Below are 22,259 nucleotides of genomic sequence, written 5' to 3' on the forward strand. Positions count from 1 at the left end.
GCGGGCCGGGTCAGCGGTGCCGCACGGCTCCGGGGCCCGTGGTCACGCGGTGGTGAGCGCCGACTCTGCCGAGGGGCCCGGAAGACCTGCCGTCACCGAGGGTCGCTCGCGCAGCGACAGCAGCACGCGCAGCGTTCCGATCCACACCAGGCAGGAGCCGAACATATGGACGCCGACCAGTACCTCGGGGAGGTGCGTGAAGTACTGCACATAGCCCACCACTCCCTGGGCCAGCAGCACCACGAACAGATCGCGGGTGCGGTGCAGCGGTCCCGTGGGCGCGTCGACCGCCTTGAGGACGAACCACAGGGCGAAGGTCAGCGTCACCACGATCCAGGCGAACACGGCGTGCAGCTTGCTGACGGTCTCCCAGTCGATCGGAATGCGCTTGACGTCGCTGGAGTCACCGGCGTGCGGTCCGGCACCGGTGACCACCGTGCCGACCGTGATCAGCAGCGCCGAGGCGACGACCAGGAACCACACCAGCTGCTGCACGGCCTTGCCGACCAGCGGACGCGGTGCCGCGTCACCCTCGCGGGTGCGCTGCCACATGACCGCGGCCACCGTGATGAGCGCGGTGGTGAGCAGGAAGTGGGCGGCGACGGTGTACGGGTTGAGGCCGACGAGAACGACGATGCCGCCGAGGATCGCGTTGCTCATCACGATCCAGAACTGCGCCCAGCCGAGCCGGGTGAGGCTGCGCCGCCGCGGCTTCTCCGAGCGCGCGGCGATGATCGCCCAGCCGACGGCCGCGCACAGGACGTACGTCAGCATGCGGTTGCCGAACTCGATGGCGCCGTGCATGCCCATGGCGCTGGTCGTGGTCAGCGAGTTGTTCGTGCACTCCGGCCAGGTCGGGCACCCGAGCCCCGAGCCGGTCAGGCGCACGGCACCACCGGTGACCACGAGGACCACCGACATGGCGAGCGCGGCGAACGCCGCCCGCTGCACCGTCCGGGGTTCCGGGGTCCAGCGTGCGGCGATGAAGGCGAGCGGGTTGCGCACGGCCGCTACGGCGTCGGCGCGGGTCACGTTTGGCACGCCTCTCATCGTAGGGGGCCGCTTGTGCATGAATTCACGTGGGTCGGGCCACGGCCCGGCCGCTCACTCCCAGCGGAAGAACCGGCCGGCCACGGCCAGTCCCACGACCGCCCACACGGCCAGGATCCCCAGGTCCCCGACGGGCAGGCTGGTGCCGTGCTGGAGGACGCTCCGGAGGCCGTCCGAGAGCGCGGAGATCGGCAGCAGGCCGAGGACGTCCTGCCCGCCGGAGGGGAATTTGTCCAGCGGCACGATCACGCCGCCGCCGACCAGCAGCAGCAGGAAGACCAGGTTCGCCGCGGCCAGGGTGGCCTCCGCCTTCAGCGTGCCCGCCATCAGCAGGCCGAGCCCGGAGAAGGCCGCCGTACCCAGGACCAGCAGGAGCAGCACGGCGAACGGGTTGCCGTGCGGCGACCAGCCCAGCGCGAACGCGATGACCGTCAGCAGGATCACCTGGAGGGCCTCGGTGACCAGGACGGAGGCCGTCTTCGCGGCCATCAGGGCCCAGCGGGGCAGCGGCGAGGACGCGAGGCGCTTCAGCACGCCGTAGCGGCGCTCGAAGCCCGTCGCGATGGCCTGCCCGGTGAACGCGGTCGACATCACGGCGAGCGCGAGGATGCCGGGGGTGAGGAAGTCGACGGCCTTGCCCGCGCCGGTGTCCACGATGTCGACGGAGCTGAAGAGGACCAGCAGCAACGTCGGGATGACGACCGTGAGAAGCAACTGCTCGCCGTTGCGCAGCAGCATCTTCGTCTCGAGCGCGGCCTGCGCCGCGATCATCCGCGGCAGCGGCGCGGCGCCGGGCTCGGGGGCGTAGGTACCGGCGGTGGTCATGAGCGCAACTCCTTGCCGGTCAGCTCGAGGCTGTGTTTTCCCGGGAGGCGACCCCCGGACCCCCGGCCGAAGGCCGTGCGTACCGCCGTCATGAGCGCAACTCCTTGCCGGTCAGCTCGAGGCTGTGTTTTCCCGGGGGGCGACCCCCGGACCCCCGGCCGAAGGCCGTGCGTACCGCCGTCATGAGCGCAACTCCTTGCCGGTCAGCTCGAGAAAAACGTCTTCGAGGGTGTGCCGTTCGACGGAGATCCGGTCCGGCATCACCCCGTGCTGCGCGCACCACGAGGTGACCGTGGCGAGCAGCTGCGGGTCGACCTTGCCCGCGACGCGGTACGCGCCCGGCGTCAGTTCCGCCGCCGTGCAGTCCATCGGGAGGGCCTTGAGCAGGGACCCCACGTCGAGGCCCGGCCGGCCCGTGAAGCGCAGCGTGTTCTCGGCTCCGCCGCGGCACAGCTCCTCGGGGGAACCCTGGGCGATGACCCGGCCCGCGTCGATGATCGCGACGTCGTCGGCGAGCTGTTCGGCCTCGTCCATGAAGTGGGTCGTCAGGATCACGGAGACGCCGTCGGCGCGCAGATCGCGTACCAGGTCCCAGGTGGCGCGGCGGGCCTGCGGGTCCAGGCCGGCGGTGGGCTCGTCCAGGAAGACCAGTTCCGGGCGGCCGACGACAGCCATCGCGAGGGCCAGCCGCTGCTGCTGGCCGCCGGACAGCCGCCGGTAGGGCGTCCGTCCGCAGCTGCCGAGCCCGAGCCGCTCCATGAGCGCGTCCACGTCCAGCGGGTGGGCGTGCAGCTTCGCGACGTGGCGGAGCATCTCCTCGGCGCGGGCGCTCGCGTACACGCCGCCGGACTGGAGCATCACGCCGATCCGGGGACGCAGCGCGGCGGCGTCGCGGACCGGGTCGAGGCCGAGGACACGTACGGTGCCGGAGTCCGGCTTCCGGTATCCCTCGCAGGTTTCGACGGTGGTCGTCTTGCCGGCCCCGTTGGGGCCGAGTACGGCGGTGACACCCGCTTCGGCCACCAGGTCGAGGCCGTCCGCCGCGGTCTTAGTGCCGTACCGCTTCACCAGGGACTGCACCTGGATGACCGGCTCAGTTCGCATGGCCAGAGTCTAGGTAGGCGCGCCGGGCGCCGGACGAGGGGGTCCGAAAACTACGCTTCGCGTGGCCGGTGCACGGTGAGCCACCGCTGCGCGTAGGCCACCGCGTCCGCCACCGGGAAGAGTCGTGCGCGGGCCGCGCCCACCGTCCCGCGGACCACCGGACGGTCCCGCTCGAAGTCGTGGCCGAGCTCGTCGAACCGCTCCGAGCTGATCGAGACCTCGGTCACCACCTCCCAGCCGTCGGGTCCGGGCCGTCCCACGCCGACCAGGGGGGAGGGGATCCGGTACTCGGCCAGATGGAAGCTCGTACAGCTGTCGTAGCCCGTACCCAGCAGGAGCACCCGGGCGTCCATCGCCTCCAGCCGGACGAGCGGGCTGCGCTCACCGAGCCGGCAGTCGGTCGCGTGCCCCGCGACCACCTCCGCCGCTCGCGCCCCGACGGCCGCGAAGGAGGCGTGCGGGTGCGCGCTGCGCAGGGCCCCCGGCCACCGCCGGACGGTCTCCGGTATCACGCCGACCCCGGACGAGGGGGTGACGAGCGGGTCGTACGCGGGCATCGTGGCGCGGATCGTGTCCCACCACTCCTCGGGCACCGGCGCACGGGACCACAGCGCCGGGTCCGAGAGGTTCCCGGACTGGGCGGGGACCACCAGGGTGCCGTCCGGGCCGAGCGCGTGGAGTAGTCCCTGGACGACCGCGACGGCGCCTCCGCAGACCCAGCCGAGCGCGCTGAGAGAGGAGTGCACGAGGAGCGTCTCGCCGGGTTCGACACCGAGTGTGCGCAGCTGCGCGAAGAGCGTGTCCCGGGTGACAAGAGGGCCGGTCGGAGGGGGTGTGGGCATGGTTCGGGAGTCTCGCGCAGACCGCCGCGGACCGCCACCCGTTTGATCGATCAGAGATCGTTTGCGCAGGTCAGTTTAGGTATGCCTAAGTGATGTACCGCACCGGCGGGGTGTTCCGGCGGCGCTTGTCAGTCCTCGGGGAATTACGCAACAATGGCGTTGTGAAAAACGTCGACGAGGCCCGGGAGGCACCCACGGGGGCCCCTCAGGAGGAACTCGGGACCGGGGAGCGCTCCACGCGCAACCGGGTCGCGCGCTCCATCCTGGACCACGGCCCGTCGACCGTCGCCGAGCTCGCCGGACGCCTGGGACTCACCCAGGCGGCCGTACGACGGCATCTGGACGCCCTGGTCGCGGACACCGTGGTCCAGGCGCGCGAGCAGCGGGTGTACGGGGCGCGTACGCGCGGCCGTCCCGCCAAGGTCTTCGCGCTCACCGACTGCGGCCGGGACGCCTTCGACCAGTCGTACGACAAACTTGCCGTGGACGCGCTGCGCTGGATCCAGGAGCGGTTCGGCGGGGACGAGGCGGTCGTCGCCTTCGCGCGCGCGAGGATCGCCGAGCAGGCCGCCGCCTACCGCCGGGCCATCGAGGCCGCCGACCCCGAACGGCGGACCGAAGCCCTCGCCAAGGCGCTGAGCGCGGACGGGTACGCTGCCACGGCGCGCAGCGCGCCCCCGCCGCAAAGGGGTGAGCAGCTCTGCCAGCACCACTGCCCGGTCGCCCACGCCGCGGAGAAGTTCCCCCAGCTGTGCGAGGCCGAGACGGAGATCTTCTCCGAGCTGCTCGGCACACATGTCCAGCGACTGGCCACGATCGCGCACGGTGACGGCGTCTGCACGACGTTCATCCCCAAGGCGCCCCCGGCGGCCAAAGCCTCAGAGATTTCCAAGACCACCCACAACGCATCTGCCAGCACGGCCGGGAGGAACCCCGCATGACTCTCCCCACGGAGACTGCCCACCCTGAACTCGAGGGCCTGGGCAAGTACGAATACGGCTGGGCCGACTCCGACGAGGCCGGTGCCGCGGCGAAGCGCGGTCTGAACGATGACGTCGTCCGTGACATCTCCGGCAAGAAGTCCGAGCCGGAGTGGATGACCAAGCTGCGCCTCAAGGGTCTGAAGCTCTTCGAGAAGAAGCCCATGCCGAACTGGGGCTCGGACCTGTCGGGCATCGACTTCGACAACATCAAGTACTTCGTGCGCTCCACGGAGAAGCAGGCGGAGTCCTGGGAGGACCTGCCCGAGGACATCAAGAACACGTACGACAAGCTCGGCATCCCCGAGGCGGAGAAGCAGCGCCTCGTGGCCGGTGTCGCGGCCCAGTACGAGTCGGAGGTCGTCTACCACCAGATCCGTGAGGACCTGGAGGAGCAGGGCGTCATCTTCCTGGACACCGACACGGCGCTCAAGGAGCACCCCGAGCTGTTCAAGGAGTACTTCGGCACGGTCATCCCGGCGGGTGACAACAAGTTCGCCGCGCTGAACACCGCCGTGTGGTCCGGCGGCTCCTTCATCTACGTGCCGCCGGGCGTGCATGTGGAGATCCCGCTCCAGGCCTACTTCCGCATCAACACGGAGAACATGGGCCAGTTCGAGCGGACCCTGATCATCGTCGACGAGGGTGCCTATGTGCACTACGTCGAGGGCTGTACGGCCCCGATCTACAAGTCGGACTCGCTGCACTCCGCGGTTGTCGAGATCATCGTCAAGAAGAACGCCCGCTGCCGCTACACGACCATCCAGAACTGGTCGAACAACGTCTACAACCTGGTCACCAAGCGCGCCGTGGCCTACGAGGGCGCGACCATGGAATGGATCGACGGCAACATCGGCTCCAAGGTGACGATGAAGTACCCCGCCGTCTACCTGATGGGCGAGCACGCCAAGGGCGAGACGCTCTCCATCGCCTTCGCCGGCGAGGGCCAGCACCAGGACGCCGGCTCCAAGATGGTCCACATGGCGCCGAACACCTCGTCCAACATCGTGTCGAAGTCCGTGGCGCGCGGCGGCGGCCGTACCTCCTACCGAGGTCTGGTCGAGATCGGCGAGGGCGCGCACGGCTCCAAGTCGAACGTGCTGTGCGACGCGCTGCTCGTCGACACCATCTCCCGCTCCGACACGTACCCGTACGTCGACGTCCGCGAGGACGACGTGTCCATGGGCCACGAGGCGACCGTCTCCAAGGTCTCCGAGGACCAGCTCTTCTACCTGATGAGCCGCGGCCTCTCCGAGTTCGAGGCGATGGCGATGATCGTGCGCGGCTTCGTCGAGCCGATCGCCAAGGAACTGCCCATGGAGTACGCACTCGAACTCAACCGGCTGATCGAGCTGCAGATGGAAGGCGCGGTCGGTTAAGACCCGTCCCTCGACAGCAGCACGCAGATTTCTGACGTAGGAAGAGAGCAGACCGACAGCCATGGCTGAGGCTCAGAACATCCCCGTGGGCTCCACCACCGCGGGCCAGATCGCGGTCGCCGCCGAGTCGACCGTCGCCACGCGCATGAGTGCGCCGCCGTCCTTCGACGTGGCGGACTTCCCGGTGCCGCACGGCCGCGAGGAGGAATGGCGGTTCACGCCCCTGGAGCGCCTGCGCGGTCTGCACGACGGCACCGCCGTCGCGAACGGCGGCGGCGTGAAGGTGACCGTCGATGCCCCCGAGGGCGTCACCGTCGAGACCGTCGGCCGTGACGACGCCCGGCTCGGCAAGGCGGGCACCCCGGTGGACCGCGTCGCCGCCCAGGCGTACTCCGCCTTCGAGAAGGCCTCGGTCGTGACCGTCCCGAAGGAGACCGTCCTCACCGATCCGATCCGGATCGCCGTGCACGGCCAGGGCGGGACCGCCTTCGGCCACCAGGTGATCGAGCTCGGTGCCTTCGCCGAGGCCGTCGTCGTCATCGACCACACCGGTGACGCGGTGCTCGCCGCCAACGTCGACTACCTGCTGGGCGACGGCGCCAAGCTGACCGTCGTCTCCGTCCAGGACTGGGACGACAAGGCGGTGCACGTGTCCCAGCACAACGCGCTGGTCGGCCGGGACGCCTCCTTCAAGTCCGTCGTCGTGACCTTCGGCGGCGACGTGGTGCGCCTGCACCCGCGGGTGACCTACGCGGGCACCGGCGGCGAGGCCGAGCTGTTCGGGCTCTACTTCACCGACAAGGGCCAGCACCAGGAGCACCGGCTCCTCGTCGACCACAACACCCCGCACTGCAAGTCGAACGTCGTCTACAAGGGCGCGCTCCAGGGCGACGAAGCGCACGCCGTGTGGATCGGCGACGTGCTCATCGAGGCCAAGGCCGAGGGCACGGACACGTACGAGATGAACCGCAACCTCGTGCTGACCGACGGCGCCCGCGTCGACTCGGTCCCCAACCTGGAGATCGAGACCGGCGAGATCGTCGGTGCCGGCCACGCCAGTGCCACCGGCCGCTTCGACAACGAGCAGCTCTTCTACCTGATGGCCCGCGGTATCCCGGAGTACGAGGCCCGCCGTCTGGTGGTGCGCGGCTTCTTCGCCGAGCTGGTCCAGCAGATCGGTGTCGCGGACATCGAGGAGCGGCTGCTCGCCAAGATCGAAGAGGAGCTGGAGGCCTCGGTCGCATGACTGACTCGTCGAAGTTCGTACGCGTCTGTGGGCTCAGCGAGCTGGAGGAGGACACCCCGAAGCGGGTGGAACTCGACGGCACGCCGGTCTCCGTCGTGCGCACGGAGGGCGAGGTGTTCGCCATCAACGACATCTGCTCGCACGCGAACGTCTCGCTGTCCGAGGGCGAGGTCGACGACTGCCACATCGAGTGCTGGCTGCACGGCTCGCGCTTCGACCTGCGGTCCGGCAAGCCCGACGCCCTTCCCGCGACGCGCCCCGTCCCCGTATACCCCGTAAAGATCGAAGGGGACGACGTGCTCGTCTCCCTCACCCAGGAGTCCTGAGGCACCCATGGCAACGCTTGAAATCCGAGACCTGCACGTCACCGTCGAGGCCGACAACGCCACGAAGGAGATCCTCAAGGGCGTCGACCTCACCGTGAAGCAGGGCGAGACGCACGCCATCATGGGCCCCAACGGCTCGGGCAAGTCGACCCTCGCCTACTCGCTCGCGGGTCACCCCAAGTACACGATCACCAGCGGCACCGTGCTGCTCGACGGCGAGGACGTCCTGGAGATGTCCGTCGACGAGCGCGCCCGCGCGGGCCTGTTCCTGGCCATGCAGTACCCGGTCGAGGTCCCCGGCGTCTCGGTCTCCAACTTCCTCCGTACCTCCGCCACGGCCGTCCGCGGCGAGGCGCCGAAGCTGCGCACCTGGGTGAAGGAGGTCAAGGAGGCCATGGAGCGTCTCCACATGGACCCGTCCTTCGCCGAGCGCAACGTCAACGAGGGCTTCTCCGGCGGTGAGAAGAAGCGCCACGAGATCCTCCAGCTGGAGCTGCTCAAGCCGAAGGTCGCGATCCTCGACGAGACCGACTCGGGTCTGGACGTCGACGCGCTCCGCATCGTCTCCGAGGGCGTCAACCGCGTCCGCGAGACCGGCGAGGTCGGCACCCTGCTGATCACCCACTACACGCGCATCCTGCGCTACATCAAGCCCGACTACGTCCACGTCTTCTCCGGCGGCCGGATCGTCGAGTCCGGCGGCGCCGAGCTCGCCGACAAGCTGGAGGACGAGGGCTACGAGGCATACACGAAGGGTGGCGCATCCGCGTGACACAGCTGCCGGGCCTCCTCGACACCGAAGCGATCCGCAAGGACTTCCCCGTCCTGGACCGACTGGTCCACGACGGCAAGAAGCTCGTGTACCTGGACAACGCGGCGACCTCGCAGAAGCCGCGCCAGGTGCTCGATGTCCTCAGTGAGTACTACGAGCGCTACAACGCCAACGTCCACCGCGGTGTGCATGTGCTCGCCGAGGAGGCCACGGCGCTGTACGAGGGCGCGCGTGACAAGGTCGCCGAGTTCATCAACGCGCCGAGCCGTGACGAGGTCATCTTCACCAAGAACGCCTCCGAGTCGCTCAACCTCGTGGCGAACATGCTGGGCTGGGCCGACGAGCCCTACCGGGTGGACCACGACACCGAGATCGTCATCACGGAGATGGAGCACCACTCCAACATCGTCCCGTGGCAGCTGCTCTCGCAGCGCACCGGAGCGAAGCTGAAGTGGTTCGGCCTCACGGACGACGGCCGGCTGGACCTGTCGAACATCGACGAGATCATCACGGAGAAGACGAAGATCGTCTCCTTTGTGCTGGTGTCCAACATCCTCGGCACGGTCAACCCGGTCGACGCGATAGTCCGCCGCGCCCAGGAGGTCGGCGCGCTGGTCTGCATCGACGCCTCCCAGGCCGCGCCGCACATGCCGCTGGACGTCCAGGCCCTCGGGGCCGACTTCGTGGCCTTCACCGGCCACAAGATGTGCGGTCCGACGGGTATCGGCGTTCTCTGGGGTCGCCAGGAGTTGCTGGAGGACCTTCCTCCGTTCCTGGGCGGCGGAGAGATGATCGAGACGGTGTCGATGCACTCGTCGACGTACGCCCCCGCCCCGCACAAGTTCGAGGCGGGCACCCCGCCGATCGCGCAGGCGGTCGGTCTGGGTGCGGCGATCGACTATCTGACCTCGATCGGCATGGACAAGATCCTCGCCCATGAGCACGCGCTCACCGAGTACGCGGTGCAGCGGCTGCGCGAGGTCCCCGACCTGAGGATCATCGGTCCCACCACGGCCGAGGACCGGGGCGCGGCGATCTCCTTCACGCTGGGCGACATCCATCCCCACGATGTGGGCCAGGTCCTGGACGAGCAGGGCATCGCGGTCCGGGTCGGCCACCACTGTGCACGTCCCGTCTGCCTGCGGTACGGAATTCCTGCGACCACGCGAGCGTCGTTCTATCTGTACTCCACGCCGGCCGAGATCGACGCACTGGTCGAGGGGCTGGAGCACGTACGGAACTTCTTCGGCTGAGAGGCTGGTCGTGAAGCTGGATTCGATGTACCAGGAAGTCATCCTGGACCACTACAAGAACCCGCACGGGCGTGGTCTCCGGGACGGCGACGCCGAGGTGCACCATGTCAATCCGACCTGCGGCGACGAGATCACGCTGCGTGTGAAGTACGACGGTACGACGATCAAGGACGTGTCGTACGAGGGCCAGGGCTGCTCCATCAGCCAGGCCTCGGCCTCCGTACTGAACGAACTCCTCGTCGGCAAGGACGTGACGGAGGCGCAGAAGGTCCAGGAGACCTTCCTGGAGCTGATGCAGTCCAAGGGCAGGATCGAGCCCGACGACGCGATGGAGGAGGTCCTGGAGGACGCGGTCGCGTTCGCGGGTGTCTCCAAGTACCCGGCACGGGTCAAGTGCGCCCTCCTGAGCTGGATGGCGTGGAAGGACGCGACGGCCCAGGCTCTGGGCGGGGCCGACGCCGAAAGGAAGACGGCATGAGCGACACCGTGGAGATGAAGCCGGCCTCGGAGGAGGAGCTCCGCGAGGCCCTGATGGACGTCGTCGACCCCGAACTGGGCATCGACGTCGTCAACCTCGGCCTCATCTACGGCATCCACATCGACGAGTCGGCCAACATCGCCACTGTCGACATGACCCTGACCTCCGCGGCCTGCCCGCTGACGGACGTCATCGAGGACCAGGCCAAGTCCGCCACGGACGGTCTGGTGAGCGAACTGCGGATCAACTGGGTCTGGATGCCGCCGTGGGGTCCCGACAAGATCACGGACGATGGCCGTGAGCAGCTTCGGGCGCTCGGCTTCAACGTCTGAGATCCCCTGACTCCTCCACGGTCACACCGACCCCTGAGGTCCACTTCGGCCTTTCCCGGCCGCGGAAGAACGGCGACGCCCGACGGGCGTCGCCGTTTCCTGTTTTCAGCTCAGACCGTCCACCAGCCGGAACGCGGAGTCCGCCCGGTAGAGGTCGCTGTTCTGGTACGGATCCAGCTCCAGCCGGAAGTTCTGGTGGCGCAGGAAGCGTCCCGGGTAGTTCACCGACTCCAGCATGATCGCGCCAGGGTAGGAGGAGGCACGGGGACAGAAGGTGGCGTCCTGCTCGAAGAGCGCGGAGCGGTCGTCGGTCTCGGCCCGCAGCACGAAGTCGCGGTGCCGCAGATAGGTGCCGTCGGCCGTGGCGAAGGAGTAGCACGAGTCATCGGCCAGCCCCTTCACCTGCTTGAAGGTCGCGGCACGCCGGGCGGAGGCGGAACCGGCCGGGTCGAGCCGCACGATGTCGCCGTTCACCTGCCAGTAGCGGTCCGGGTAGTTGACGGATCGGACCGAGCGCCAGGTGGTGGATGTGCCGGAGGAGAGTGCGCCGCCCTTCGACGGATGGGCGGCGGACCCTGAGCCGGCCGTGGGTGTCCCGGGCGACGCGGAGGCCGATCCGTCCGCCGAGGCCGACGACCGGACGGAGGTCATGCCGCTCTTTCCGCTGGGGGCCGCGACGGGCGTGGCGGGCAGCGAGAAGCCGAGGCCGTCCGGGCCGCTCAGGGCGACTGCGGTGTCCCCGGCGCTGCCGGGTGACGGACCGTCAGTGTTCTTGTCCAGCAAGGAGATCGCCAGCGCGCTGGAGGAGAAGACGGCCACGGCTATCAGGCCGCACGCCCAGAGCCTGCGGCCTCCGGGCGTGCGGGGCTCGCCCGGAGTCACCCCTGTCTCCCAGACGGGGGAGTGGGCGGGGCGGTCAAGGGTGGGTGGGGGGTTCTGTTCTGGCATGCGCGGTTCCCTCGGCGTCGCCTGACGGCGTACGCGGAATCGTCGAGTGGGTGTGACCCAACAGGGGAGCAGGGGGAAAGGCAGAGGCGACCCGGTCACGGGCGTGCGGAAGGCGGCGGCCGTGGATATCGGGTGGGCAACCGGTGAAACAGTAGTGGACATGACGGGTTCGTAGCACCCTCTCAGAGAGCGGTTTCTCCGCACTGTGATCTGCGCGCCCGGGCAGTCGGCGAACAGTTGCTGACGCCGTACCAGACCGCCCTGAGCGAGGCCGTGTTGGCCAGGTCTTTCATGCGCTGACGGCTGCGGGTCGGCCCGGTTCGGACTGGGCGGGGACGGGCATCCGGCCGGGATGTGTACGCGCGTACATATCGTGCGTACACTCGTACACATGGGATATGTGTTCCTCGCCGGGGCGATCGCTGCCGAAGTCGCCGCCACCACCGCCATGAAGTACAGCGAGGGCCTCAGCAAGCTGGGGCCGTCCCTGGTGACCCTCCTCGGATACATCGTGTCCTTCGCGCTGCTCGCCCAGTGCCTGAAGACCCTGTCGATCGGCACGGCCTACGCGATCTGGGCGGGGGTCGGCACCGCGGCCGTGGCCGGCCTCGGACTGATGCTCTTCGGAGAGGGGCTGAACCTCGCGAAGATCGTCGGCATCGTGCTGATAGTCGGCGGCGTGGTGGTCCTGAACCTCGGAGGTGCTCACTGATGCCCCGGCGCTACGACCCCGAGCGGCGGCAGCGGATCGTGGACGCGGCGATCCGGGTGGTGGGGAAGAAGGGCTTGGCCGGACTGAGCCACCGCTCCGTCGCCGCCGAGGCGGACGTGCCGCTCGGCTCCACGACGTACCACTTCAAGACCCTCGACGAGCTGATGGTCGCCGCACTGCGGCAGACGAACGAGGGCTTCGCCAAGGCCCTCGCCGAGAGCGGTCTGCCGCAGTCCGCGGAGAGCGACCTCGCGGCGGACCTCGCCCATGCCCTGGGCGCGTGGCTGGGCGGCGACCGCACGGGCGTGGAGCTGGAGTACGAGCTGTACCTCGCGGCCCTGCGTCGGCCCGCCCTGCGCCCGGTCGCCGCCGAGTGGACGGAGGAGACCGCCGAGCGGCTGTCCCACCGCACCGACCCCGTCACCGCGCGGGCGCTGCTCGCGCTGATGGACGGTATCTGTCTCCAGGTGCTGCTGACGGGGGCGGAGTACGACGAGGAGTACGCGCGGGAGACGCTCCGACGGGTGCTGAACGGTTGACCCCCGCGGGCACCCCGTGCGCGGTGCCGGGCCCGGCTCGTGAGACGGCTCGTTCACCGGTTCGCCCGCGCGCCCCCCGCCACGTTAGGTTTCCCTCATGACCGACACGACTGCTCCCCGCACCACCGGTGCCGTGGCCGCCGGCCTCGCCACCATCGCCACCGACGGCACCGTTCTCGACACCTGGTTCCCCGCGCCCGAGCTGGCCGCCGAGCCCGGCCCGTCCGGCACCGAGCGGCTGTCGCCCGAGCATGCCGTCGAACTGCTCGGCGAAGACGCCGCCAGGGCGGTCGGCCCGGACGCCCGCCGGGGTGTCGAGGTGATCGCGGTCCGCACGGTCATCGCGTCCGTCGACGACAAGCCGATCGACGCGCACGACGTCTATCTGCGCCTGCACCTGCTCTCGCACCGCCTGGTCAAGCCGCACGGTCTGAGCCTGGACGGCATGTTCGGTTTCCTCGCCAACGTCGCCTGGACCTCGCTCGGCCCGGTCGCCGTCGACGACGTCGAGAAGGTGCGCCTCACCGCCCGCGCCGAGGGTCTGCACCTCCAGGTGGCGTCCGTCGACAAGTTCCCGCGTATGACGGACTACGTCCTCCCGAAGGGCGTCCGGATCGCCGACGCCGACCGGGTGCGTCTCGGTGCCCACCTGGCCGAGGGCACGACCGTCATGCACGAGGGCTTTGTGAACTTCAACGCCGGCACGCTCGGCACCTCCATGGTCGAGGGCCGTATCTCCGCGGGCGTCGTGGTCGGCGACGGTTCGGACATCGGCGGCGGCGCCTCCACCATGGGCACGCTCTCCGGCGGCGGCAACGTGATCATCTCCATCGGGGAGCGCTGCCTGATCGGCGCGGAGGCGGGCGTCGGCATCGCCCTCGGCGACGAGTGCGTCGTCGAGGCCGGCCTGTACGTCACCGCGGGCACCCGGGTGACCATGCCCGACGGCCAGATCGTCAAGGCCCGTGAACTCTCCGGCGCCTCCAACATCCTCTTCCGCCGCAACTCGGTCACGGGCGCGGTCGAGGCCCGCCCCAACAACGCGGTCTGGGGCGGCCTGAACGAGATCCTGCACAGCCACAACTGACGGCCTGCGGCCCGTCCGAAGAGCGCCCCGCCGCCTCGGCAGGGCGCTCGTTCATGTCGTCACGGAGGCCGCGAACTCCGTCAGCGCCGCGAAGTCCTCCCGCCGCAGCCCGATCCGCGGGTCCACCTGGTGCAGCAGGGTCGGCCCCGGGTGATGGGCGGCGACGTACGCCTGGTCCGCGGGGGTCTGTTCGTCGTCCACCCAGGCGAAGGGACGGCCCCGGGCGTGCGCCACGATCGCCTCGGTCTTCCAGTGCACGCCGTCCGGGCGCAGGGCGAACAGTCCCGCGCCGAAGTCGACGTAGGGAAGCTCCGGAAGGCCGATGACCGGGCCGATCCAGCGGTTCGCGGCGTCCATCCACGTGGACGCCCAGCACAGGTCGTACCCGAGCGCCAGCAGCGCCGGGCCGTGTCCGGGGTGCAGCCAGACGCGCAGCGCCCGCCCCGGGTGCAGGGCGACCGTGATCGTCGTATAGCCCTCCGGGCGGCGCTCCGGCCGGGCCGCCCACGGGTTGAGGGGGCCGTCGACATCGAGGAAGAGCAGAGGCCGGTCCACGCGGCCACCGTACGGCAACGGCGGCGCGCGCCCCGGGGGCTTTTCTCCGCCCGTGGCTGATCAGCCGGCCGTCAGCTGCTCGTACGCGGTCATCAGCCGCTCTACCGCCTCGCGGTCCGCGGACCGCAGCGGTGCGCGGACCGGGCCCGCGGGCAGGCCGAGGGCGCCGAGCAGTGCCTTGGCCGTGACCGTGCCGGGCAGGCCCGCTGCCATCATCGCCTCGATCAGGGGCAGGGCCCGGTGCTGCAGCCGGGCGGCTCCCGCGGTGTCGCCCGCGTCGAAGGCGTCCAGCACGGACCGGATCCGGCGCGGGGCGACGTTCGCCACCGTGCTGATGCAGCCCGCGCCGCCCACCGCGTACAGGGCGAGATTGTGCTCGTCGCAGCCCGCGTAGTAGGCCAGGGCCGTCCGGGAGAGCACCTTCTGGATACCGAGGAAGTCGTAGGAGCAGTCCTTGACCGCCACGATCCTGGGGTGTTCGGCGAGACGGAGCATCGTGTCGGGCTCGATGCGGGTGCCGGTGCGGCCGGGGATGTCGTACAGCGCCAGCGGCAGCCCCGACGCGTCCGCGACCTCCAGGAAGTGCCATGCGAGGGCGTCCTGCGGGGGCTTGCTGTAGTACGGGCTGACCACCAGCAGACCGTCCGCGCCCGCCTTCTCGGCCGCGAGGGCCAGCTCGACGGTGTGCCGGGTGTCGAACGTGCCCACGCCCGCCACCAGTGACGCCCGGTCGCCGAGAGCCTCCCGGACGGCTCCGATGAGGGCCGACTTCTCGGCGTCCGTCGTGGTCGGGGACTCGCCCGTCGTTCCGTTCAGCACCAGTCCGTCGCACCCCTCGGACACCAGCCGGTCGGCGAGCCGCTGGGCCCCGTCGAGGTCGAGCGCGCCCGCCTCGGTGAAGGGCGTGACCATGGCGCAGAGGGCGCGGCCGAAGGGCGGGGGCGCGGATGCAGTCGTCGTCATGGGAGTAGTGTCGACAGGCCGATCGTGAAGCTCCACTTAATTCTTCTACATGATAATGATCAGGGATTCTGCTGTATGGGGGGGGCGAGCGCGGAGAGCCGGAGGCACTCGGGGCGCGTTGAGGGGCGCGGAGCGGCATGCGGTGGTGCCAAATCGCACCGGGTGGGTCACCATGGCGGGGACGGTCACCAACCGTGGGAGGCGTTATGAAGCTGGGCAAGGCACTCGCCACCGGGGTCGCGGAGGAGCGTCCGGAGGTTCCCGAGGAGGAGACGGGTCTTCGCGCGGCGGACGTCGCCGACGGCGTCGAGGAGTCCGCGGCGCCCGCCCCTGAAGAGGTCCCGGCCGCCCGATGAGACTGCGGCTCCCCGAGGAACGCCCGACGGAGCCGCCGACCGGGTACAAGATCGCCCATCCGGTGCTGTCCCAGGATGGCGACCGGGCCGGGTTCACCGGCGTGTCCCTGGGCGGTGCACTGCCCTACGGAGTACTCGACGACGCCCGGTGTGTGTACGGGCGTCGGCATCGCGCGCCGCACCGCCGCTGCGACTGCGGCTTCCACTGTGTGCACGACCGCACGGAGGCCGAGGCGCTGCTGTGCACCGAGGAGCACCAGGCGGCCGTGCTGCTGGAGGTCTCCGTGCTCGGCTCGTACATCCGCTTCGAACAGGGCTTCCGGTATGCGAGCCAGCGGGTGCGGACCATGACGGTCGGCCCGTGCGGGTGCGGCGGAGCGGCGGTCGCCCTGGCCGACGCCGACTGGGGGCGCCCGGGTTGGCGCGCGCTCCGGCCGGCGTGCGCGGGGTGCGTACGCGGCCGTACCTCACTGTCGCCCGCGGTGTTCGCGCGGCTCGCCGGTGACGGGCTGCGGGTGCGGACAGGCCGGGGAGGCGGGGGCCGCCCCGTCGGCCTCGACGTGTCCGAGCTGGCCGCCGAGGCGGCTCTGCTCCAGGCGCGGCTCGACTGGTTCCAGATCCAGTTGGCCCGGCTGGAGGAGCGGGGGCCGAAGGGGTAGGGCTGCCGCGCCATGTCCATGCCCCCGGGGCCGGGGTCCGGTGATCAGTCCGGCTTGGGCAGGGAACGCAGGTGCCGCATCTGGGCGTGGCTGAGGTCGTAGGCCTGCCGCATATGGCGGGTGATCGCCTCCAGCTCGTCCTCGGTGTGGCCGTCGAGCAGGGTCTGCCAGGCCTGGCCGAGGTCGTCCCACACCGCGGTGACCCGGGCGGTGCGCTCGGGGACCGGGGCGACCAGCACCCGCCGGCGATCCTGCCGGTCGGGGGTGCGGGTCACATAGCCCCCTCGTTCGAGCCGGTCCACCAGCCGCGTGGCCGAGCCCGTGGTCAGGCCCGTCATGTCGGCGATCTGCCGCACGGTCAGCGGCCCGGGCTCGGCCGTCAGCAGGCTCAGACACTGCACATCGGTCGGATGCAGACCGAGGTGATCGGCGATGGCCTGGTTGAACAGCACATACGCCGCGAGGTAGCGGCGGGACTCCAACGACAACTCCTCGGACAGCCGTTCCCGACGCGACTCCGCCATCCGGCTCACACTCCCCTTTGCTGCGTGACGCAGCGTTTCAGTATTCTGCTGCGTGACGCAGTTAATGTGTCTCACAGTCATTCTATTCTGGGGGAGAAGCATGCTCACCGTTGCCGTCAGCGGAGCCACCGGAGTCCAGGGCGGGGCCACCGTTCGAGCCCTCCTTCTTGCGGGTCACCGGGTACGCGCACTCACCCGCGACCCCGACTCGTCCGCCGCCGACACCCTGCGCGCCCTCGGCGCCGAGATGCGTCGCGCCGACTTCGACGACCGCGCGTCTCTCGACGCGGCCCTCGCCGGAGCGGACTCGCTCTTCGCCGTCACCACCCCGTTCGGCGCCGACACCGCCGCCGAGGCCCGGCAGGGCAAGGCCCTCGTCGACGCCGCGGCGGCCGCCCGCCTCGGGCACATCGTGCTGACCTCCGCCGCGCACGCCGACCGCGGCACCGGTGTTCCGCACTACGAGAGCAAGCACCTGGTCGAGCGGCATCTGCGTACGGCCGGCGTGCCCTGGACCGTGATCGCTCCGGCGGCGTTCATGGACAACTACTCCGGCGGCTGGACGCTCGACACCCTGCGCGAAGGCGTCTTCGCCTGGCCCATGCCCTCCGGCCGGCCGTTCACGCTCGTCCCCGCCGAGGACATCGGGGCGTTCGCCGCGCTGACCCTCCAGCGCCGCGACGAGTTCACCGGACGGCGCATCGACATCGCCTCCGACAGGCGTACCCCGAGCCAGATCGCGGAGACTCTCGCCTCGGCCATCGGGCGCCCGATCGTCCACCATGAGGTGCCGGTGACCGATGTGCGGACCTGGTCCACCGACCTGGCCGCCATGTTCGAGTACATCACCGCCTCCGGTCTGGACGTCGATGTGGCCGGGCTGCGCCGTGACTACCCCGAGGTCGGCTGGCACGACTTCACCGACTGGGCCGTCGGCCAGGACTGGAACGCCCGTCTCGCCTCCGTGTCCGCCCACCGGTGACGCCCGCCCGGGGGCGAGGCACCCCCGGCGTCATCCCGGCCCGGCCGCAGGTCTGGGCGGGGCAATCGTGCGGATCCTTCGCGCGTGGCAACCGTGCGGAGGGTCCGCGCGGCATCTATGCAGAGAGTCCGCAGGGCAACCACGCCGAAACGCGCAGAAAGGCACGACACCTCCATGAAGCCGATCGGCTACTGGCTCAATCGCACTGACCGGGCACTCACCCGCTCCATGGACGCCACGCTGGAGGAGTTCGGTCTCACCCGGATCGCCTGGCAGGTCCTCAACACCCTGAGGGAGACCCCCGATTCCGCCGACGCCGATGTCCTGGAGGCCCTCTCCGCCAACGCCGACACGGACACGCTCACCATCGCCGTCGGCACCGTGCTCGCCGACGGCTGGGCGATGCGTCCCGCGCCGGACCGGCTCGCCCTCAGCGACAGCGGACGTGAGCGTCTCACCGCCGTCGCCCAGCGCGTCGACACGTTCCGCGCCACGGCCATGACCGGTATCACTCCGGACGAGTTCCGTGCGGCCGTCCTTGTCCTGGAACGTATGACCCACAACGTCGAGACGGCGATGAGCGCGGCTTCCCGGCCCTGACGGCCGCAGCGTCGTAAGCCGCCTCCGGCGGGCTCCGTCGCTCTCCGTCCCGCTCTCCGTCCCGTTTTCCGCACCCGCGCCCATCGCCGAACACTTCAACCGTCTGGACAAAAAAAGTTTTCGGTGGAAGGGTGGGGTTCATGCTGGATGTGACCGTGATCGAGGACGCCGAAGCCGCAGCCGTGTCGCTGGACCCCGTGCGGGCCCGGCTGCTCGCCGAACTGGCGGCCGGGCCCGCGTCGGCCGCCATGCTGGCCGGCCGGGTCGGACTGCCCCGGCAGAAGGTCAACTACCATCTCAAGGCCCTGGAGCGGCACGGCCTCGTCGAACTGGCCGGCGAGCGCCGCAAGGGCAATGTCACCGAGCGGCTGATGCAAGCCACCGCCGCCTCGTATGTGATCAGCCCGCTGGCACTCGCCTCCGTGCAGCCGGACCCGGACCGCTTCCGCGACCAGCTCTCCGCCCGCTGGCTGCTCGCCCTCGGCGCGCGCCTGGTGCGGGACGTCGGCTCACTGATCACCGGCGCCGCGAAGGCCCGCAAGCCGCTCGCGACCTATGCGCTGGACGGCGAGGTGCGGTTCGCCTCGGCCGCCGACCGTGCCGCGTTCATCCAGGAGCTGACGGCGGGCGTCAGCGCCCTGATCCGCAAGTACGACGCCTCGGACACCGAGAGCGGCCGTGACCACCGGATCGTGGTCGCCGTCCACCCCACCCTCAAGCCGGGGCCTGCCGAGGCCGGACCCGAACCCGGGTCCGCCGCGCCCCCGGCCGCCGAACTCACCGACTGACCCACCCACTTCACGCAGGAGCCATCATGTCCAAGGAATTCGAGATCGCCCGAGAGTTCGAGGTCGACGTCACGCCCGAGGAGGTGTGGGAGGCGATCACCCACGGCACCGGCGGCTATCTGTGGCCGATGGAGCCCCCGGAGCCCCGGGTGGGCGGCGCCGGACCCTTCGGCTCCGAGGTCATCGCCTGGGATCCGCCCCACCGCTACGTCAACCGCGTCGCGAACGTCGAGGGCATCTCCCAGCAGACCCTCAACCAGCTCGACCACACCATCGAGCCGCGTGACGAGGGCCGTCGCGCCTGGGTGCGGTACGTGCACAGCGGCATCTTCGTCGACGACTGGGACAACCAGTACGACGGGGCGAGCAAGCACACCGACTTCTATCTGCACACCCTGCGCGAGTATCTGACCCACTTCGCGCCGCGCCCGGTGACCTTCGCGACCCTGAACGGCCCCGAGGCGTCCACCGGTGCCGACGCCTTCACCGTCGTCGCCGGGGCCCTCGGCCTGCCCGAGGACGCCACCGAGGGGTCCCCGGTCGGCGTCCGGGGACCCGGCGGACAGTCCCTGGACGCCGTGCTGGACTTCCGCAACCCGTACTTCATCGGGCTGCGCACCGAGGACGCCCTGATCCGCTTCTTCGGCCGCAACCACTGGGGCGCGCCGGTGGGCATCAGCGTCCATGACTTCGCCCCGGACGCCGACGCCAAGGCGAACGAACTCGCCTGGCAGCAGTGGCTGGACGAGGCCTACGCCTGACCCCGTCCAGCACACCCCGCGGGTGCTGGTGCCTGCACTACGGGCGGAACCGCAGCACCTGCGGGTCGTGGTCGCTGATCTGGTCGTGGAACTCCGAGTTGATGTGCACGCTGTCGTAGTCGAGGCCACAGCCACGGCGGATCGACGGGCTCACCAGGATCTGGTCGAGGACCTGGCTGTTGCCCTGGTAGTCGTACGTGTACCGCTCGCTCTTCGGCAGCGACTTGATCGCCGACCACAGCTCGCCGTGACCCTCGAGGATCTTCGTGGTGTCGGAGAACTGGAAGTCGTTCATGTCGCCGAGCGTGATGACCTCGGCGTTCTTCTGGGTGTCGAGGATGTTCTTGACGAAGGTGTGCACCTCGGTCGCCTGAAGGTGGCGCTGGGTCTCGGAGCTGCGCGCCGGCGGCTGGTACTGCCCCGTGAGGCCCTGGTCGCCGCCCTTGGAGGTGAGGTGGTTGGCGATCACGAAGACCGTCTTGCCGCGGAAGACGAACTCGCCGGCCAGCGGCTTGCGGCTGGCCTTCCAGGCGTCGCTGCCCGGGTCGATCCGACCGGGGGAGGCCGTCAGCTGCGCCTTGCCGTGCACCTTGGTGACCCCCACGGCGGTCGTGGAGCCGCCGCCGGGACGGTCGGTGAACGAGACCCGCGCGGGGTTGAAGAGGAAGACCTGACGGATGTTGCCGCCGGGCTCGCCGCCGTCCTGGTCGTTGACCGGGTCGATCGAGCGCCACTCGTACTTCGGGCCGCCCGCCTCGACGATCGCGTCGATCAGTTTGTTCACCGTCTGGCTCGCGTCGACCGTGCCGTCGTCCGTGGCACCGTTGTTGTCCTGGATCTCCTCCAGGGACACGATGTCCGGCGACTGCAGGTTGTTCACGATCGCGGAGGCGTGGGCCGCGAAGGTGGCGTCGGACGGGTCCAGGTTCTCCACGTTGTACGTCGCCACGGCCAGCTCGCCGCGCGCCTGCTTGCGGGTCGTCTCGCGTTTGAGGCCCCCGCTCTTGAGGGTGCCGAGCTTGCTCGCGACGACGGTGTAGCCGCCGAACTGGTTGTAGTCCAGCGGACCGGTGGTCGTGCCGGTGAGCGTGTCACCGACGTTGGCGGCCGGGAAGTCGGCGGTCGAGCCGAGCGACTGGATCTGCAGCCGGCCCGAGTTCTGGGACGTGTAGGAGCCGTAGACCGTGCCACCGCGGCGGTTGGCGTGCTCATGCGGCTTCACCGTGACCCACAGCTCGGTGTACGGGTCGGTGCCGGTGACCACACGGGCGTCGGCGACCTGGACGTTCATGTCCTCCAGGGACTCGTAGTAGTCCAGGGCGTACTTGGACGGCTGCAGGGTGAGGCCGTTGACCGAGCCGCTCGCGGCGGTGTCGCCCGCCGGGGTGTACGCGGTGGGCACCGACCTCGCGCCGATGACGACGGGCGCCGGGACGGCGTTGCCGCTGGAGAGGACCGTCACCGTCGGCTTGGTGATCTCCGTCACCGACTGGTTGCCGGACGAGGTGCCGCCCGGGACGTACTCCGAGACCGTGCCCGTCACCGTGACCGAGTCGCCCACGGCGACCTTCGGGGTGGAGCTGGTGAAGACGAAGACGCCCTCGCTGGTGGCCGGGTTGTCGTCCGGGTTCGGGTCCTGCATCCAGAACCCCTTCGACGAGCCGTACGTCCGCACACCTGTGACGATTCCGGCCACATCCGTGACCTTCTGGCCTGCGAGCGGCGACATACGGGTGGTGCCCTGGATGTCATGGATACGCACGGTGTCCGCGTGGGCCGGCGCGGTGAGCACCACACCGGACAGCGTGGAACAGACAGCAGCGACGGTGAGCGCGGCGAGACGCGCGGAAGACTTGCTCGGCAACGGGATCCCTCCGGGGACATGCGTGGGCGCCGGGACGAGAGTGGAGCGTGGAACGGTGGCGGTCGCGACCGGTGGGCCGGTGGCGACACAGGTTGCGCAAGTTGCACGCGTGGAACGCAGGGAACAGAAGGAAGGCGAAGGGCACCGATGAGCACCGGTGAGTGCATGGCGAGCACCGGTGAACGTCATGGGCACCGACGGCATCGATGAACGCTGACGTACACGGACCGCACGCTCACGATCACCGAACGCATCTTGGTGAACAAGTGTCCCCCGACTTCTACGCGCGTCAATCTCCTGTGTGGCAAGGCCAGTTGTCAAGGTTTCGGCCATG

26 protein-coding genes are annotated in these 22,259 nt (G+C 69.9%); 17 read left to right on the top strand and 9 right to left on the bottom strand.

From position 1 onward, the window contains the following. Window positions 1-42: 42 nt before the first annotated feature. The 4 genes from AB0L95_RS09205 to AB0L95_RS09220 form a co-directional block, all read right to left on the bottom strand. Window positions 43-1,050: a COX15/CtaA family protein gene (locus tag AB0L95_RS09205; RefSeq protein ID WP_365159261.1), complete on the bottom strand. Its 1,008-nt coding sequence runs from the start codon at window positions 1,048-1,050 to the stop codon at window positions 43-45. A gap of 54 nt (window positions 1,051-1,104) precedes the next feature. Continuing rightward, entirely contained in the window at window positions 1,105-1,875 is a 771-nt protein-coding gene (locus AB0L95_RS09210; protein WP_365159264.1) for an ABC transporter permease, read from the bottom strand. Window positions 1,876-2,055: 180 nt separating this feature from the next. Further along, window positions 2,056-2,979, bottom strand: a complete 924-nt coding sequence (locus AB0L95_RS09215; protein WP_365159267.1) for an ABC transporter ATP-binding protein — start codon at window positions 2,977-2,979, stop codon at window positions 2,056-2,058. Between the two features lie 50 nt (window positions 2,980-3,029). Then, complete coding sequence (locus AB0L95_RS09220) at window positions 3,030-3,821, bottom strand: AAC(3) family N-acetyltransferase (RefSeq protein ID WP_365159269.1); 792 nt, start codon at window positions 3,819-3,821, stop codon at window positions 3,030-3,032. Between the two features lie 161 nt (window positions 3,822-3,982). Here AB0L95_RS09220 and AB0L95_RS09225 point away from each other — a divergent pair, with 161 nt between their 5' ends. From AB0L95_RS09225 to AB0L95_RS09260, 8 genes are all read left to right on the top strand, one after another. Next, on the top strand, window positions 3,983-4,762 hold the full coding sequence (locus AB0L95_RS09225) for a metalloregulator ArsR/SmtB family transcription factor (protein ID WP_365159272.1): 780 nt from the start codon (window positions 3,983-3,985) through the stop codon (window positions 4,760-4,762). After that, window positions 4,759-6,180: a Fe-S cluster assembly protein SufB gene (gene sufB, locus AB0L95_RS09230; RefSeq protein WP_365159275.1), complete on the top strand. Its 1,422-nt coding sequence runs from the start codon at window positions 4,759-4,761 to the stop codon at window positions 6,178-6,180. The genes AB0L95_RS09225 and sufB overlap by 4 nt, the downstream gene beginning before the upstream one ends. Window positions 6,181-6,241: 61 nt before the next feature. After that, window positions 6,242-7,426: a Fe-S cluster assembly protein SufD gene (sufD, locus tag AB0L95_RS09235; RefSeq protein ID WP_365159278.1), complete on the top strand. Its 1,185-nt coding sequence runs from the start codon at window positions 6,242-6,244 to the stop codon at window positions 7,424-7,426. Beyond that, entirely contained in the window at window positions 7,423-7,752 is a 330-nt protein-coding gene (locus tag AB0L95_RS09240; RefSeq protein ID WP_311699442.1) for a non-heme iron oxygenase ferredoxin subunit, read from the top strand. The genes sufD and AB0L95_RS09240 overlap by 4 nt, the downstream gene beginning before the upstream one ends. Window positions 7,753-7,759: 7 nt before the next feature. Then, window positions 7,760-8,524, top strand: a complete 765-nt coding sequence (gene sufC / locus AB0L95_RS09245) for a Fe-S cluster assembly ATPase SufC (protein WP_365159281.1) — start codon at window positions 7,760-7,762, stop codon at window positions 8,522-8,524. Then, a complete protein-coding gene (locus AB0L95_RS09250) occupies window positions 8,521-9,777 on the top strand; it encodes a cysteine desulfurase (RefSeq protein ID WP_365159284.1) in 1,257 nt (418 codons plus the stop codon). The genes sufC and AB0L95_RS09250 overlap by 4 nt, the downstream gene beginning before the upstream one ends. A gap of 10 nt (window positions 9,778-9,787) precedes the next feature. Further along, on the top strand, window positions 9,788-10,255 hold the full coding sequence (gene sufU, locus AB0L95_RS09255) for a Fe-S cluster assembly sulfur transfer protein SufU (RefSeq protein ID WP_365159287.1): 468 nt from the start codon (window positions 9,788-9,790) through the stop codon (window positions 10,253-10,255). Beyond that, the gene (locus AB0L95_RS09260; protein ID WP_365159290.1) at window positions 10,252-10,587 is read left to right on the top strand and encodes a metal-sulfur cluster assembly factor; all 336 of its coding nucleotides are present in this window, start codon (window positions 10,252-10,254) and stop codon (window positions 10,585-10,587) included. Before sufU ends, AB0L95_RS09260 begins: the two co-directional genes overlap by 4 nt. 105 nt (window positions 10,588-10,692) lie before the next feature. Here AB0L95_RS09260 and AB0L95_RS09265 read toward each other — a convergent pair whose 3' ends face one another. Continuing rightward, the gene (locus tag AB0L95_RS09265; RefSeq protein ID WP_365159293.1) at window positions 10,693-11,535 is read right to left on the bottom strand and encodes an AbfB domain-containing protein; all 843 of its coding nucleotides are present in this window, start codon (window positions 11,533-11,535) and stop codon (window positions 10,693-10,695) included. 391 nt (window positions 11,536-11,926) lie between these two features. Between AB0L95_RS09265 and AB0L95_RS09270 the strand changes: the two genes are divergently transcribed. The 3 genes from AB0L95_RS09270 to dapD all read left to right on the top strand — a co-directional run bounded on the left by AB0L95_RS09270 (window position 11,927) and on the right by dapD (window position 13,873). Next, window positions 11,927-12,247, top strand: coding sequence for a multidrug efflux SMR transporter (locus AB0L95_RS09270; RefSeq protein WP_365159296.1), 321 nt, complete (start codon window positions 11,927-11,929; stop codon window positions 12,245-12,247). Then, window positions 12,247-12,786, top strand: coding sequence for a TetR family transcriptional regulator (locus AB0L95_RS09275; protein ID WP_365159299.1), 540 nt, complete (start codon window positions 12,247-12,249; stop codon window positions 12,784-12,786). Before AB0L95_RS09270 ends, AB0L95_RS09275 begins: the two co-directional genes overlap by 1 nt. A gap of 97 nt (window positions 12,787-12,883) precedes the next feature. Beyond that, the gene (gene dapD / locus AB0L95_RS09280) at window positions 12,884-13,873 is read left to right on the top strand and encodes a 2,3,4,5-tetrahydropyridine-2,6-dicarboxylate N-succinyltransferase (RefSeq protein ID WP_365159302.1); all 990 of its coding nucleotides are present in this window, start codon (window positions 12,884-12,886) and stop codon (window positions 13,871-13,873) included. A 51-nt stretch (window positions 13,874-13,924) separates the two neighbouring features. Here dapD and AB0L95_RS09285 read toward each other — a convergent pair whose 3' ends face one another. Beyond that, entirely contained in the window at window positions 13,925-14,428 is a 504-nt protein-coding gene (locus tag AB0L95_RS09285; RefSeq protein ID WP_365159305.1) for a hypothetical protein, read from the bottom strand. Between the two features lie 60 nt (window positions 14,429-14,488). Next, a complete protein-coding gene (gene dapA / locus AB0L95_RS09290; RefSeq protein ID WP_365159308.1) occupies window positions 14,489-15,391 on the bottom strand; it encodes a 4-hydroxy-tetrahydrodipicolinate synthase in 903 nt (300 codons plus the stop codon). Window positions 15,392-15,597: 206 nt separating this feature from the next. On the opposite strand from dapA, the gene AB0L95_RS09295 reads away from it, so the two are divergent. Both AB0L95_RS09295 and AB0L95_RS09300 read left to right on the top strand, forming a co-directional pair. After that, on the top strand, window positions 15,598-15,747 hold the full coding sequence (locus AB0L95_RS09295) for a hypothetical protein (protein ID WP_365159311.1): 150 nt from the start codon (window positions 15,598-15,600) through the stop codon (window positions 15,745-15,747). Continuing rightward, the gene (locus tag AB0L95_RS09300) at window positions 15,744-16,406 is read left to right on the top strand and encodes a hypothetical protein (protein WP_365159314.1); all 663 of its coding nucleotides are present in this window, start codon (window positions 15,744-15,746) and stop codon (window positions 16,404-16,406) included. Before AB0L95_RS09295 ends, AB0L95_RS09300 begins: the two co-directional genes overlap by 4 nt. 44 nt (window positions 16,407-16,450) lie before the next feature. On the opposite strand, the gene AB0L95_RS09305 is transcribed toward AB0L95_RS09300, so the two are convergent. Continuing rightward, complete coding sequence (locus AB0L95_RS09305) at window positions 16,451-16,930, bottom strand: MarR family transcriptional regulator (protein WP_365159317.1); 480 nt, start codon at window positions 16,928-16,930, stop codon at window positions 16,451-16,453. Between the two features lie 100 nt (window positions 16,931-17,030). Between AB0L95_RS09305 and AB0L95_RS09310 the strand changes: the two genes are divergently transcribed. The 4 genes from AB0L95_RS09310 (at window position 17,031) to AB0L95_RS09325 (ending at window position 20,061) form a co-directional block, all read left to right on the top strand. Beyond that, window positions 17,031-17,912: an NmrA/HSCARG family protein gene (locus AB0L95_RS09310; RefSeq protein ID WP_365159320.1), complete on the top strand. Its 882-nt coding sequence runs from the start codon at window positions 17,031-17,033 to the stop codon at window positions 17,910-17,912. A gap of 174 nt (window positions 17,913-18,086) precedes the next feature. Continuing rightward, on the top strand, window positions 18,087-18,512 hold the full coding sequence (locus AB0L95_RS09315; protein WP_365159323.1) for a MarR family winged helix-turn-helix transcriptional regulator: 426 nt from the start codon (window positions 18,087-18,089) through the stop codon (window positions 18,510-18,512). Between the two features lie 140 nt (window positions 18,513-18,652). After that, the gene (locus tag AB0L95_RS09320) at window positions 18,653-19,300 is read left to right on the top strand and encodes a helix-turn-helix domain-containing protein (RefSeq protein WP_365159326.1); all 648 of its coding nucleotides are present in this window, start codon (window positions 18,653-18,655) and stop codon (window positions 19,298-19,300) included. 26 nt (window positions 19,301-19,326) lie between these two features. Beyond that, window positions 19,327-20,061, top strand: coding sequence for an SRPBCC domain-containing protein (locus AB0L95_RS09325; RefSeq protein ID WP_365159328.1), 735 nt, complete (start codon window positions 19,327-19,329; stop codon window positions 20,059-20,061). Window positions 20,062-20,098: 37 nt separating this feature from the next. On the opposite strand, the gene AB0L95_RS09330 is transcribed toward AB0L95_RS09325, so the two are convergent. Then, window positions 20,099-21,925, bottom strand: a complete 1,827-nt coding sequence (locus tag AB0L95_RS09330; protein ID WP_365159331.1) for an endonuclease/exonuclease/phosphatase family protein — start codon at window positions 21,923-21,925, stop codon at window positions 20,099-20,101. Window positions 21,926-22,259: the final 334 nt, after the last annotated feature.

This window comes from Streptomyces sp. NPDC052036, assembly GCF_040680495.1.
Taxonomy (GTDB): Bacteria; Actinomycetota; Actinomycetes; order Streptomycetales; family Streptomycetaceae; genus Streptomyces.

Bases quoted from the DNA above. Each gene is read 5' to 3' on its own strand.
- AB0L95_RS09305 (WP_365159317.1), bottom strand. From the start codon at position 16,930: ATGGCGGAGTCGCGTCGGGAACGGCTGTCCGAGGAGTTGTCGTTGGAG.
- AB0L95_RS09265 (WP_365159293.1), bottom strand. From the start codon at position 11,535: ATGCCAGAACAGAACCCCCCACCCACCCTTGACCGCCCCGCCCACTCC.
- AB0L95_RS09300 (WP_365159314.1), top strand. From the start codon at position 15,744: ATGAGACTGCGGCTCCCCGAGGAACGCCCGACGGAGCCGCCGACCGGG.
- sufD (WP_365159278.1), top strand. From the start codon at position 6,242: ATGGCTGAGGCTCAGAACATCCCCGTGGGCTCCACCACCGCGGGCCAG.
- AB0L95_RS09260 (WP_365159290.1), top strand. From the start codon at position 10,252: ATGAGCGACACCGTGGAGATGAAGCCGGCCTCGGAGGAGGAGCTCCGC.
- AB0L95_RS09325 (WP_365159328.1), top strand. From the start codon at position 19,327: ATGTCCAAGGAATTCGAGATCGCCCGAGAGTTCGAGGTCGACGTCACG.
- AB0L95_RS09270 (WP_365159296.1), top strand. From the start codon at position 11,927: ATGGGATATGTGTTCCTCGCCGGGGCGATCGCTGCCGAAGTCGCCGCC.
- AB0L95_RS09215 (WP_365159267.1), bottom strand. From the start codon at position 2,979: ATGCGAACTGAGCCGGTCATCCAGGTGCAGTCCCTGGTGAAGCGGTAC.
- AB0L95_RS09315 (WP_365159323.1), top strand. From the start codon at position 18,087: ATGAAGCCGATCGGCTACTGGCTCAATCGCACTGACCGGGCACTCACC.
- AB0L95_RS09310 (WP_365159320.1), top strand. From the start codon at position 17,031: ATGCTCACCGTTGCCGTCAGCGGAGCCACCGGAGTCCAGGGCGGGGCC.
- sufC (WP_365159281.1), top strand. From the start codon at position 7,760: ATGGCAACGCTTGAAATCCGAGACCTGCACGTCACCGTCGAGGCCGAC.
- AB0L95_RS09220 (WP_365159269.1), bottom strand. From the start codon at position 3,821: ATGCCCACACCCCCTCCGACCGGCCCTCTTGTCACCCGGGACACGCTC.
- dapD (WP_365159302.1), top strand. From the start codon at position 12,884: ATGACCGACACGACTGCTCCCCGCACCACCGGTGCCGTGGCCGCCGGC.
- AB0L95_RS09205 (WP_365159261.1), bottom strand. From the start codon at position 1,050: ATGAGAGGCGTGCCAAACGTGACCCGCGCCGACGCCGTAGCGGCCGTG.
- AB0L95_RS09295 (WP_365159311.1), top strand. From the start codon at position 15,598: ATGAAGCTGGGCAAGGCACTCGCCACCGGGGTCGCGGAGGAGCGTCCG.
- sufB (WP_365159275.1), top strand. From the start codon at position 4,759: ATGACTCTCCCCACGGAGACTGCCCACCCTGAACTCGAGGGCCTGGGC.
- AB0L95_RS09320 (WP_365159326.1), top strand. From the start codon at position 18,653: ATGCTGGATGTGACCGTGATCGAGGACGCCGAAGCCGCAGCCGTGTCG.
- AB0L95_RS09240 (WP_311699442.1), top strand. From the start codon at position 7,423: ATGACTGACTCGTCGAAGTTCGTACGCGTCTGTGGGCTCAGCGAGCTG.
- dapA (WP_365159308.1), bottom strand. From the start codon at position 15,391: ATGACGACGACTGCATCCGCGCCCCCGCCCTTCGGCCGCGCCCTCTGC.
- AB0L95_RS09275 (WP_365159299.1), top strand. From the start codon at position 12,247: ATGCCCCGGCGCTACGACCCCGAGCGGCGGCAGCGGATCGTGGACGCG.
- AB0L95_RS09210 (WP_365159264.1), bottom strand. From the start codon at position 1,875: ATGACCACCGCCGGTACCTACGCCCCCGAGCCCGGCGCCGCGCCGCTG.